General features: G+C 59.7%; 11 protein-coding genes. 2 read left to right on the top strand and 9 right to left on the bottom strand.

The features are described from left to right. Positions 1-120 precede the first annotated feature (120 nt). Together BLW11_RS10545 and BLW11_RS10540 are read right to left on the bottom strand one after the other, a co-directional pair. Positions 121-1050, bottom strand: a complete 930-nt coding sequence (locus tag BLW11_RS10545; RefSeq protein WP_048358777.1) for an electron transfer flavoprotein subunit alpha/FixB family protein — start codon at positions 1048-1050, stop codon at positions 121-123. A 2-nt stretch (positions 1051-1052) separates the two neighbouring features. Next, a complete protein-coding gene (locus BLW11_RS10540) occupies positions 1053-1802 on the bottom strand; it encodes an electron transfer flavoprotein subunit beta/FixA family protein (protein WP_046809636.1) in 750 nt (249 codons plus the stop codon). A gap of 551 nt (positions 1803-2353) precedes the next feature. On the opposite strand from BLW11_RS10540, the gene BLW11_RS10535 reads away from it, so the two are divergent. After that, positions 2354-4018, top strand: coding sequence for an electron transfer flavoprotein-ubiquinone oxidoreductase (locus BLW11_RS10535; protein WP_048358778.1), 1665 nt, complete (start codon positions 2354-2356; stop codon positions 4016-4018). Between the two features lie 44 nt (positions 4019-4062). Here the strand turns inward: BLW11_RS10535 and BLW11_RS10530 are convergent, their stop codons facing one another. After that, entirely contained in the window at positions 4063-4956 is an 894-nt protein-coding gene (locus BLW11_RS10530; RefSeq protein ID WP_048358779.1) for an AraC family transcriptional regulator, read from the bottom strand. A 180-nt stretch (positions 4957-5136) separates the two neighbouring features. Here BLW11_RS10530 and BLW11_RS10525 point away from each other — a divergent pair, with 180 nt between their 5' ends. After that, entirely contained in the window at positions 5137-6201 is a 1065-nt protein-coding gene (locus BLW11_RS10525; protein WP_048358780.1) for an NAD(P)-dependent alcohol dehydrogenase, read from the top strand. 37 nt (positions 6202-6238) lie between these two features. On the opposite strand, the gene BLW11_RS10520 is transcribed toward BLW11_RS10525, so the two are convergent. The 6 genes from BLW11_RS10520 to araH all read right to left on the bottom strand — a co-directional run bounded on the left by BLW11_RS10520 (position 6239) and on the right by araH (position 12571). After that, a complete protein-coding gene (locus tag BLW11_RS10520) occupies positions 6239-7024 on the bottom strand; it encodes an IclR family transcriptional regulator (RefSeq protein WP_048358781.1) in 786 nt (261 codons plus the stop codon). Positions 7025-7090: 66 nt separating this feature from the next. After that, a complete protein-coding gene (locus BLW11_RS10515; protein WP_048358782.1) occupies positions 7091-8401 on the bottom strand; it encodes an MFS transporter in 1311 nt (436 codons plus the stop codon). A 145-nt stretch (positions 8402-8546) separates the two neighbouring features. Further along, on the bottom strand, positions 8547-9695 hold the full coding sequence (dgoD, locus tag BLW11_RS10510) for a galactonate dehydratase (protein ID WP_048358783.1): 1149 nt from the start codon (positions 9693-9695) through the stop codon (positions 8547-8549). A gap of 40 nt (positions 9696-9735) precedes the next feature. Then, positions 9736-10365 carry a 2-dehydro-3-deoxy-6-phosphogalactonate aldolase gene (locus tag BLW11_RS10505; protein WP_048358784.1) on the bottom strand — a complete coding sequence of 210 codons (630 nt, stop codon included), beginning with the start codon at positions 10363-10365 and terminating at the stop codon, positions 9736-9738. 1 nt (position 10366) lies between these two features. Next, positions 10367-11356, bottom strand: a complete 990-nt coding sequence (locus BLW11_RS10500; RefSeq protein WP_048358785.1) for a 2-dehydro-3-deoxygalactonokinase — start codon at positions 11354-11356, stop codon at positions 10367-10369. A 246-nt stretch (positions 11357-11602) separates the two neighbouring features. Continuing rightward, the gene (araH, locus tag BLW11_RS10495) at positions 11603-12571 is read right to left on the bottom strand and encodes an L-arabinose ABC transporter permease AraH (RefSeq protein ID WP_048358786.1); all 969 of its coding nucleotides are present in this window, start codon (positions 12569-12571) and stop codon (positions 11603-11605) included. Positions 12572-12595: the final 24 nt, after the last annotated feature.

Genomic DNA, 12595 nt, shown 5'->3' with positions numbered 1-12595 from the left:
ACATTTGAGACGCACAAAAAAACCCGGTCACCCGGGCTGTAAAGAATGCACAAAACACTGAGTGCCCTGCCCTTCCCCGCAGCCCCGATGACCGGGCTCTTTATAAGTGAAGCAACTGGATTAAACCAGCTTCTCCAACTCTGGTACGGCTTCGAACAAGTCCGCTACCAGGCCGTAATCGGCAACCTGGAAGATCGGTGCTTCTTCGTCCTTGTTGATCGCAACGATCACTTTGGAGTCTTTCATACCGGCCAAATGCTGGATCGCGCCGGAGATACCGACCGCGATGTACAGCTGTGGCGCAACGATTTTGCCGGTCTGGCCGACCTGCATGTCGTTGGGTACGAAACCTGCGTCCACTGCTGCGCGGGAGGCGCCCACAGCAGCGCCCAGCTTGTCAGCCAGGGTGTACAGGAGTTTGAAGTTGTCGCCATTCTGCATGCCACGACCGCCGGAAACGACGATTTTGGCTGCGGTCAGCTCAGGACGGTCCGACTTGGCCAGTTCTTCGCCAACAAACGACGAAGTGCCTGCATCGTGAACGGCTGCAACGGCTTCAACGGCTGCCGAACCACCCGTCGCGGCAACCGGGTCGAAACCGGTAGCGCGAACAGTGATCACCTTGATTGCGGCCGTGGACTGCACGGTAGCAATGGCGTTACCGGCATAGATCGGGCGCTTGAAGGTATCAGCGCTTTCAACCGAGATGATCTCGGAGATCTGGTCCACGTCTAGCTGCGCAGCAACGCGCGGCAGGATGTTTTTGCCGTTGGAAGTGGCGGCAGCCAGGATGTGGCTGTAACCCTTGCCCAGCTCAGCGACCAGGGGAGCCACGTTTTCCGGCAGTTGATGCGCGTAAGCCGCGTTGTCAGCTACCAGCACTTTAGCCACGCCAGCGATGGTCGCGGCCGCTTCAGCTACAGCGCCAACGCCCTGGCCTGCAACCAGAACGTGGATGTCGCCACCGATTTTCGCGGCAGCGGCTACGGTGTTCAGCGTGGCCGGGGCCAGTGCTTTGCCGTCGTGTTCTGCGATTACCAAGATAGTCATGATTAGATTACCTTCGCTTCGTTTTTCAGTTTCTCGACCAGTTCAGCCACCGACTTGACCTTGATGCCCGCGCTGCGAGCAGCCGGCGCTTCAACTTTCAGGGTCTTGTTGGTCGAAGCTGTCGAAACGCCCAACGCGTCTGGCGTCAGCACTTCAAGCGGCTTCTTCTTGGCTTTCATGATGTTTGGCAGGGACGCATAACGCGGCTCGTTCAAACGCAGGTCGGTGGTGATGATCGCCGGCAAGCTCAGCGAAACAGTTTGCGCACCGCCGTCTACTTCACGGGTCACTGCAACCTTGTCGCCTGCCACTTCAACTTTCGAAGCGAAGGTACCCTGACCGAAACCGGTCAGCGCAGCCAGCATCTGGCCCGTCTGGTTGTTGTCGCTGTCGATGGCCTGTTTGCCCAGGATCACCAGCTGTGGCTGTTCCTTGTCGACCACTGCTTTAAGCAGCTTGGCCACGGCCAGCGAGGTCAGGTCTTCGGCGGACTCGACGAGAATGGCGCGATCTGCACCCAGTGCCAGCGCGGTACGCAGCTGTTCCTGAGCAGTGGTCGGGCCGATGGAGACGACGACGATTTCAGTCGCAACACCTTTCTCTTTCAGGCGTACGGCTTCTTCCACTGCGATTTCGCAGAAGGGGTTCATCGACATCTTGACGTTGGCGAGGTCAACGCCGGAGTTGTCCGCTTTGACGCGCACTTTAACGTTGTAATCGACCACTCGTTTGACAGCTACAAGAACCTTCATGGATTCCTCGTTACTCTCCGGTGAAAAGAAAGTCGCCTAGGCGAACCTGGCGGTTGATGCTCATTGGCACAAGGGCACCTCCAAAGATCGTTGCCTTCCTTATTAGAAGAGACGAGTGCCATGTCCTTCTCTTGCGACCGTCTATCAGGTGTGACTACCAAGTCATCCACCGAAAGGACGTGTAAACTCCGCTCAAAAAATGGCAGGCTCCTACAGGCTCGTGCCTGTGCCCTGTCTTTAGAGGTGCTCTTGAAACCGACAATCAGCCTACGGCGAGCGCAAAACCGACCGTATCTTGACCGGAACGCCATTTGCGGTCAATACAGCAAATAGGCCAGTTTTGAGCCGTGCGTCTTTGATTTATCTGGCTTGCAGAAGATTCAAACAAACGTTTGTATTGGACGCTGCCAGTGGTGTAGATATAATGCGCGCCCATAGAGAGAGCGGTGCATCATCCATTGCGTCTTCGGCCCCGAGCCGAGGGAATAATGGATGAAACGCCAAACCTCCAATTAGAAAAACACCGTTGAGCCTTGAGTAGGAGATAGCCTGTGGAACGCGAGTACATGGAATTCGACGTGGTCATCGTCGGCGCCGGCCCCGCCGGTTTGTCCGCCGCCTGCCGCTTAAAGCAGAAGGCCGCCGAAGCCGGTAAAGAAATCAGCGTCTGCGTGGTTGAAAAAGGCTCCGAAGTCGGTGCTCACATTCTGTCCGGTGCGGTGTTTGAACCCCGCGCCCTGAACGAATTGTTCCCGGACTGGAAAGAGCTGGGCGCCCCGCTCAACACCCCGGTTACCCGCGACGATATTTATGTACTGCGCAGCGACAGCACCGCGACCAAGGTGCCTGACCTGTTTGTGCCTAAAACCATGCACAACGAAGGCAACTACATCATCTCGCTGGGCAACCTGTGTCGCTGGTTGGCGCAACAGGCCGAGAACCTGGGCGTAGAAATCTACCCCGGCTTTGCTGCTCAAGAAGTCCTGTTCGACGAAAACAACGTAGTCCGCGGGATCATCACCGGTGATCTGGGCGTTGACCGCGAAGGCAACCCGAAAGAAGGCCTGTACACCCCCGGCATGGAACTGCGCGGCAAGTACACCTTGTTCGCCGAAGGCTGCCGCGGCCATCTTGGCAAGCAACTGATCGAACGCTTCAAGCTCGACAGCGACGCCGACAGCCAGCACTACGGCATCGGCCTCAAGGAAATCTGGGAAATCGATCCAGCCAAGCACCAACCCGGCCTGGTCGTTCACACTGCCGGCTGGCCGCTGGACATCATCAGCAGCGAAAACACCGGCGGTTCTTTCCTGTATCACCTGGAAAACAACCAGGTGGTTGTCGGCCTGATCGTTGACCTGTCCTACAGCAACACCTTCCTGTCGCCGTTCGACGAGTTCCAGCGCCTCAAGCATCACCCGGTGCTCAAGCAGTACCTGGAAGGCGGCAAGCGCATCAGCTACGGCGCCCGCGCCCTGGCAAAAGGCGGCCTGAACTCCCTGCCAAAAATGGTCTTCAACGGTGGCGCACTGATCGGTTGCGATCTGGGCACCATGAACGTAGCCAAGATCAAGGGCAGCCACACGGCGATGAAGTCCGGCATGCTGGCGGCAGAGGCTGTAGCAGATTCGCTGCTCGCTGACTCCGAAGGCGGTGACGTACTCAATACCTACGTTGAGGCGTTCAAAGCCAGCTGGCTGTTCGACGAACTGTTCGCCAGCCGTAACTTCGGCCCGGCGATGCACAAGTTCGGCCCGATCATGGGCGCGGGCTTCAACTGGATGGATCAGAACATCTTCGGCGGCAAACTGCCGTTCACCCTGCACGACACCAAGCCAGACTACGCTTGCCTGAAGCTGGCCAAGGACTGCAAGAAGATCGACTACCCCAAACCCGACGGCAAGCTCAGCTTCGACAAGCTCAGCTCGGTGTTCATCTCCAGCACCAACCATGAAGAAGAGCAGCCGTGCCACCTCAGGCTGCGTGACGCCAGCATCCCGATCAGCGTTAACCTGCCGCTCTACGACGAGCCGGCACAGCGTTACTGCCCGGCGGGCGTATACGAAGTGATCACTCAGGAAAGCGGCGAGAAACGCTTCCAGATCAACTCGCAAAACTGCGTTCACTGCAAAACCTGCGACATCAAAGACCCGTCGCAGAACATCACCTGGGTGACCCCGGAAGGTGGCGGCGGTCCGACTTACCCGAACATGTAAGTCAAAAAAAGGCTCCTTCGGGGGCCTTTTTTATGACCCGGCAGTTAACACCCCACCCCTTCATGCCCCGGGCTGCGCTCAAAGTAGCGCTTGTACTCGCGGCTGAACTGCGACGTGCTCTGATAGCCTACCCGCAACGCCACCTGCGCCACCCCCAACCCTTCACTCAACAACAATTGCTGGGCCCGCAGCAATCGCAGGCGCTTGAGGTACTGCACCGGCGACAGCAAGGTGCTGCGCTTGAAATGCTCATGGAAGGTCGACGCGCTCATGTTGGCGCAACGGGCCAGCGTCTCGACATTCAGCGGCTCGGCAAAGTGCTCATGCAAATGACTCAACGACGCCGCCACCCGCGCAAATTGCCCCTGCTGCTCGACCAATGCCCGCAACACGCCCGCCTGCGGGCCGCGTAAAGCCGCGAACAGCACTTCGCGCAACCGCGCCTGGCCCATGATCCGGCACTCCAGCGGGTCATGCAGGCAGCGCAGCAGGCGCTCTACCGCCTGGCGCATGTCGTCATCCAGAACCGCCGAGGTCATCGACTCCGGCGTCTGTGCCACGGCACTGCGGTCAGGGGCCAGCCCCATGGCCAGTACCAGCTCCCCCAATACGGCCCGGTCGATACTGATGGCCACGCCCAGCAAAGGTGCGTCTTCAGAGGCAAAGGTTTCACACTCAAAAGGCACCGACAGCGCCTGCACCAGATAATGCCCGGCACCGTATTCCATCGTGCGCTGCCCCAGATAGGCCAACTTACTGCCTTGGGCGATCACCATTAGGCTAGGCTCATAAATCTGCGGCATCCGGGCCACTACCCGACACGCCGAAACCACGCGAACTTCAGGCAGCAAAGTCGACACAAAGCCGGTTTGTGTGGCCAGTGGCTCGATCAGAGACACCAGCATGGCGTTCTCATCGCGATGACGAGTCAAAAACATGGAGATAAGTTCACAAGAGGAATAGACAGCCGCATCTTCGCAGAATTGGTCAATAAAGCGACACTTCCCCCTGGACTCCGGAGTAATAGGCATGACAGGCGGAGGAATCGTCATAGTCCTGAAAGACTTGTAAGCGCAAAATTGCGTCCTGTTCACAGTCAACGCTACGCGAGGTTTTCCATGTCCAATGTCACCTACAACGCTATCGGTTATGCCGCTCAGAATGCCAAGGCCCCTTTGGCGCCCATGCAGTTCAACCGCCGCGCCCCGCGCCCGGACGACGTTGCCATCGAAGTGCTGTACTGCGGCGTTTGCCACTCCGACATCCACCAGGCACGCAATGACTGGGGCTTCGCGACTTATCCGCTGATGCCCGGCCATGAAATCGTTGGCAAGGTGACGGCCATTGGCGACAAAGTCACCAAGCACAAGGTCGGAGATCTGGTCGGTGTGGGCTGCATGGTCGATTCGTGCCGCACCTGTTCGGCCTGCAAGGAAGACCTGGAGCAATACTGCCTGGAAGGCATGACCCAAACCTACGCCAGCCCGGACCGCATCGACGGCACCCTGACCATGGGTGGCTACTCGAACAATATGGTTGTCAGCGAACACTTCGTGCTGAGCATCCCGAAAAACCTCGACCCGGCCAGCGCCGCTCCACTGCTATGTGCCGGCATCACCACCTACTCGCCACTGGTTCATTACGGTGTTGAGCCGGGCGACAAGGTCGGGATTCTGGGCATGGGCGGTCTGGGCCACATGGGCATCAAGTTCGCCAAGGCCATGGGCGCGGAAGTTACCCTGTTCACACGCTCCCAGGCCAAGGCCGAAGAAGCCTACCGTCAAGGTGCCGACCACGTGATCGTGTCCACTGATGACGAACAGATGAAAGCCGCGGCCGGTACCTTCAACTTCCTGCTGGACACCATTCCGGTGCCGCACGACTTGAACCCGTACCTCGAAACCCTGACGTTTGACGGCGTACACATTCTGGTCGGCCTGATCGAACCGGTCGAGCCGGCACTGAACGCCTTCAACCTGGTGTTCAAGCGCCGCGTACTGGCCGGTTCGTTGATTGGCGGCATTGCCGAAACCCAGGAAATGCTCGACTTCAGCGCCGAGCACGGCATCACCTGCGACATCGAAATGCTCGACATCAAAAACATCAACGAAGCCTTTGAGCGTGTGGTCAAAGGCGATGTGAAGTACCGCTTCGTGATCGACATGAAAACGCTGAAGGCCTGAAAACTGGCCAGGCTCCTCTGTGGGAGCCTGGTCGGGCTTAGCCCCCCAGCTCTGCCGATATCTGTTGCGCTGCATGGGTAATGACCGGGATCAAACCGGTCATTTTCTCCAGTGACATGTAAGGCACGGTACTGGCGATACTGATGGCAGCCACGATTTTGCGGCTGGCATCGCGTATCGGCGCCGCCACACAACGGATCGACGGTTCGTTGTCCTCCAGATCAAACGCATAGCCGCCTGCTACATAGCTGCGCATGCGCTCTTCGAACTGCTCCCACGACACTTCCTGATGCTCTGGCCACTGCAGGTTTTTGCCATCGGCAGGATGGCTGGCCTCATACAGGCGCCGCCACTCCCCCACCGGCGCATCCAGCAACATCGCCTTGCCGATGCCGGTACGCGCCAGAGGCATGCGATGCCCTACCCGCGAACGCATTTCCGGGCCATTGCGCCCCGGGTTCTTGTGCAGGTACAGCACCTCATCATCCTCACGCACCGCCAAATGAATGGTGTCGCCGGTCAACACCGACAACCCGTCCAGATACGGCCCCGCCAGCGTCACCAGCGGCAACTCTTCACGCGCCTGAAAACCCAGCTCGATCAGTTTTGGCCCCAGCAGATACCCCACTTTTGGCAACACCCGCAGGTAACGCTCATCCACCAGGCAACTGGCCAGACGGTGCGTAGTGCTGCGCGTGGTCCCTATCACCCGAGCGATGTCCTTGAGGTCACGCGCGCCATTGGCCACGGCCTGCACCACCGCCAGCCCGCGGAGCAAGGTTTGAGTACCGGTCGGTGCGATTTTTGTGGAGTCGTCCTGCATAGCCAGCCTTTCCATTGAGAGGGGGGGAGAACCGGGCAGCATTATGGTCGCCCGGCGGGCTGACTTCTACAGTTCGATCCGTTCGACCTTGCCCACCAGCAAGATGTAGGACAGCGCACCCAGCAGCGCCAGCACCGAAATGTAGGTGATTGCCGGGGCGAATGAGTCGCCGGTGGCCAAAAAGCCAATCACGATCGGCGTCGTAATCGCCGACAGGTTGCCGATAAAGTTGAACACCCCTCCCGTCAGGCCCAGCAGGCGCGCCGGGGCCAGCGTCGACACCAGCGACCAGGTGATCGACGCCAGCCCGTTACCGAAAAACGCCAGCGCCAGGAACGCAATCACCAGCGGCGTCGAGTCGACAAAGTTGGCGCCAATGATCGACGTCGAAATCAGCAGCCCGCCAATGATCGGCAGCTTGCGGGCAAAGCCCACCGAGTAACCGCGGCGAATCAGCCAGTCGGAGAAGAACCCCGAACACAACACACCGACAAAGGCGGCCAGGAACGGCAGCGAAGCCAGCAAGCCGGACTTGATGAAGTCCATGCCGCGGTATTTCACCAGGTAGGTCGGGAACCAGGTCAGGAAAAACCACAACGTCGAGTTCAGGCAAAACTGCCCCAGGTAAATACCCCACAGCTTGCGCTTGCTGAGCACGATGCCCAGGTCCAGCCAGCTGAACGGCGACTTGCGCTTGGCGGTCTGGGTCTGGATATCCACCAGCCCGCCGCCTTCGGCGATCAGGTTGATTTCCGCCTGGTTGACACCCTTGAAGTCACGCGGCTCGCGGTACACCGCATACCAGATCGCGGCCCAGATAATCCCCACCGCACCGGTGGTGACGAACACCATGTGCCAGCCCCATTGGTGCTGCAACCACGCCAGTACCGGGGTCAGAAACGCCAGCCCCACAAACTGCCCGGAGGTGTAGAAGCCAATGGCCGTGGCGCGCTCACGCTCGGGGAACCAGGTGGTCACTACGCGGCTGTTGATCGGGTAGGCCGGGGCCTCCAGCGCGCCCACCGCCATGCGCAACACGAACAGGGCGATAAAGCTTGCCGCAAAGCCGAGCATCACCGTGGCTATCGACCACAGCAACAAGGCGACGCTGTAGAGAATGCGCGGTGGCACCCGATCCACCAGCCAGCCGCCGGGGATTTGCATGGCGGCGTAGGTCCAGCCGAAGGCCGAGAAAATCAGCCCGACATGTACCGGGTCCAGCCCCAGATCGGTGGTCAGGGCGGGAGCGGCAATCGACAGGTTGCTGCGGTCCAGGTAGTTGATCACCACGGTGATAAACAACAGAACCATGATGAAAAAACGCTTGCGGCTAGGCGCCACTAAAATCGCGGGCGCGACAGTGCTTGCAGATGACATGGGCATGCCTCTTTTTTATGATTGTTGAGGTCGTGAAGAACACCTGTAGCCGCTGCCGAAGGCTGCGATGGGTTGCGGAGCAACCCTGTTTTTGAAGGGCCTTCGACCCTTTTCGCAGACTGCGGCAGCGGCTACATAAGTGGCATTACCACTCGGCAAAACTGCCATCGGCATGGCGCCAGATCGGGTTACGCCAGCGGTGACCAATCAGCGCGCGCTCCTGCACATACTCTTCGTTGATCTCGATCCCCAGGCCCGGGCCGTTGGGGATTTTGACGAAACCCTTGTCGTAATCGAACACCGATGGGTCTTTGACGTAGTCGAGCAGGTCGTTGCTTTCGTTGTAATGGATACCCAGGCTTTGCTCCTGGATAAACGCGTTGTAGCACACCGCATCCAGCTGCAGGCAGGCGGCCAGCGCAATCGGCCCCAGCGGGCAGTGCAAGGCCAGCGCCACGTCGTAGGCCTCGGCCATGTTGGCAATCTTGCGGGTTTCGGTAATGCCGCCAGCATGGGACGCATCCGGCTGGATGATGTCGACATAACCTTCGCTGAGTACACGCTTGAAGTCCCAGCGTGAAAACAGCCGCTCACCCAGGGCAATCGGGGTACTGGTCAACGGCGCCAGCTCTTTGAGCGCTTCGTAGTTTTCGCTGAGCACCGGCTCTTCGATAAACATCAGCTTGTACGGGTCCAGCTCTTTCATCAGCACTTTGGCCATCGGCTTGTGCACGCGACCATGGAAGTCCACGCCGATGCCGACATTCGGCCCCACCGCATCACGCACGGCGGCGACGTTAGCCAGCGCCAGGTCGACCTTTTCAAAGCTGTCGACAAATTGCAGCTCTTCGGTGCCGTTCATTTTTATCGCGGTGAAGCCCCGGCTGACAGCCTCTTTGGCCGCCCTGGCGGTGTCGGCCGGGCGGTCGCCGCCGATCCACGAGTACACCCGGATCTTGTCCCGCACCTGGCCGCCCAGCAGATCGCTGACCGACACGCCCAACGCCTTGCCCTTGATATCCCACAGGGCCTGGTCGATACCGGCCAGGGCACTCATGTGCACCGCCCCGCCACGGTAAAAACCGCCGCGGTAGAGCACGGTCCAGATGTCTTCGATATTGCGCGGGTCTTTGCCTATCAAGTAATCCGACAGCTCATCCACCGCGGTGGCTACGGTGTGGGCACGGCCTTCGACCACGGGTTCGCCCCAGCCGGTTACGCCTTCATCGGTTTCGATCTTCAGGAACAGCCAGCGCGGCGGAACCAGGTAGGTGGTCAACTTGGTAATTTTCATCGTGTTATCTCTCTTGTTCGATGGGGCGCCACAGCGCCAGTCAGTTGGCCTGACGCCGGGTGTTCCAGGCGTGCACATAGGCCTTGGCGCGAACCGCCACGTCAGCCGGGCTCAGACCGGGCTTGAACAACCCCGAGCCCAGACCGAAACCGGATACACCGGCATCCACAAACACCTGCATGTTGTCCGGGGTAATCCCGCCAACCGGGATCAGCAAGGTACCGGCAGGCAGCACCGCCAGCCAGGCCTTGACCACGGCCGGGCCCATTTGCTCGGCCGGGAACATCTTCAGCACATCGGCGCCTTCGGCCAGTGCGGCAAAGGCTTCGGTGGGCGTGGCAACTCCCGGCGACAAGTACAAGCCAGCGGCCTTGGCCGCCCGCAGCACTTTGGGGTCGCTGTGGGGCATCACAATCACCTGCCCGCCCGCAGCCTTGACCAACTCCACCTGCTCAGGTGTCAGGACCGTGCCCGCGCCCACCAGGCAGTCGGCGGGCAAGCTGTCGCGCAATATGCGGATGCTTTGATAGGGCTCAGGGGAATTGAGCGGGACTTCCAGGGTGCGAAAGCCCGCGTCATACAGCACCTTGCCAATGGCCTGGGCCTCTTGTGGCCGCAGCCCCCGCAGGATGGCGATCAATCCGTTTTGTGCCAGTGCTTGCTTGAGCATCTCAGCCCTCCAGTTGAGTGTGTTGGAGTAACCCCGCCGCTTGGGCCAGGTGCCATAAACCCTGTTCGGTGGCCTGCTCTGCCAGGCTCACATCGGCAAACCCGCAGGCGCCCAGCGCTCGCTGGTAACGCTCACATAGTTGGGTGTTGCCGATCAGAATGATCGCGGGCAGCGGTTGCCCGTCCAGGCGTTGACGCAGCGCAGTACTCAACGCTGACAGCTCATGGCCAATCAACAGGCCGGACACATAGTCGGGCTGCTGTGTGGGGCTCAGTTGCCCGGTCAGGCCCAGGGTGCGGGCACTGAACAAGGTCGACAGCGGCCCGAGCTGACCCACCGCCGACAACGCCACCTCCACGCCACGTTCAAATGACGACGCGTCAAACTGCGCAGTTGGTTGCTGGGTACGGCCCAGGATTGTGTGTTCGCAGACAGCAGCGTATAGCTCGCCGGTCATGAAGGTATCGAAATGCACCAGGCAGCTGTCCTGCACCTGCACCCATTTGGAATGGCTGCCCGGCAGGCCGATCAGGCAATCGTTGAGATGAGGATGGGTGCGCAGGATGCCCAGGACCTGGGTTTCTTCGCCGCGCATCACGTTGGGCAAGGTCGAGTGCTCAATCACGCCGGGGACGATGTGCACATCGACACCGTGCACACTGCGAACGGCCTGCAAAGCGGTGCTCAATGCCGGGAGGCTGGCGGGAGTTTCGCGGTAAGGGGCTTCGCACCAGCCTTGAGCGCTGCCGACCATGCCACAGGCGATCACCGGAAGGTCGGGGTCCGCCTGCAGCCAGTCGCCGCATGCATCATCGAAGGCCAATTCAAAGCCGTCAGTGCACCAGTGACCGGCAACGAACCGGGGGGTGCCCGGTAGCTGCATGATCCCGCAGGCCAGCGAGCGCATTTTCAGCACCTGCCCGGCGGGGCCGAGTAAATAAGCACGAAGGGAGGTAGTCCCCCAATCGAGCGCGATCAATTGCGCCTGCATCGCTTCACCTGTTTTGTTTTTAGCAGTGAATGCTGTGAATCAGTGCAGGCGACTATAAACCGCGACCGCATCAAATCTCAATATATAAATACTCATCTCAAATATAGGGATTTAACACACTCAAACTCTGTAGCCGCTGCCGCAGGCTGCGATAAGGGCCGCAGGCCCTTCATTCCTGATCAAAAGACAGCGCAGTGGCGCACCAATCCCATCGCAGCCTGCGGCAGCGGCTACAGGGGCCAGGATTCAGCGCTGCTTCAAGCGATCTATAACGACCGCCAGCAACAGGATCGAGCCGCGGATCACGTACTGGTAGAAGGTGTCGATGTTCTTCAGGTTCATCGCGTTTTCGATGATGGCCAGGATCAGCACCCCGGCAATCACGTGCCGGATCATCCCTACCCCGCCGCTCAGCGACACACCGCCCAGTACGCAGGCCGAGATCACGGTCAGCTCAAACCCCTGGCCAATCATCGGCTGGCCCGAAGTCATCCGTGACGCGAGGATCACCCCGGCCAATGCACCGATCAGCCCGTGGACGGCGAAGATGATGATTTTGGTGCGGTCGACATTGACCCCCGCCAGCAGCGCCGCTTCCGGGTTGCCGCCAATGGCCATGGTGTTGCGCCCGTAGGTGGTGTAGTTGAGCAGCCAGCCGAAAAACAGGAAGCACGCAATGGTGATCAGGATCGGCACCGGCACGCCGAACAACTGGCCGTTGCCAAAGACGAAGAACGACTCCTGAGACACCCCCACCGCCTTGCCGTTGGCAAAGATATACGCCAGACCACGCACGATCTGCATGGTCGCCAGTGTCGTAATCAACGCGTTGACCCGCAGCTTGGCGATGACGATGCCGTTGATCAGGCCCACAATCAGCCCCATCGCCAGCGCCGCGCTGACACCCAGGAACACGCTGTCCGTGTCGCGCATGACCACCGCCGCCACGACCCCGGAGCACGCAATGACCGAGCCGACCGACAGGTCGAAATGCCCCGACGCCAGGCAATAGAGCATGGTGCAGGCGGCAATCCCGGTGGTGGAAATAGCCAGGCCCAGGCCACGCATGTTCAGCGGCGACAGGAAGTTGTCGATCAACAGGGTGCAGAGCAGGAAGATCGCAAACGCTGCCAGCAACATCACCCAATCGTCGAGAAAGCGTCGCATATCAAGTTTTTTGCGGGTGGCCGGCAGCGATGTGTTTTGTACGGTCATAAAAACCTCTCAGGGGGCTCACGC

This window comes from Pseudomonas deceptionensis (genome assembly GCF_900106095.1).
In the GTDB taxonomy this organism is placed as follows: Bacteria; Pseudomonadota; Gammaproteobacteria; order Pseudomonadales; family Pseudomonadaceae; genus Aquipseudomonas; species Aquipseudomonas deceptionensis.
This window is presented reverse-complemented; position numbering and strand designations above follow the sequence as displayed.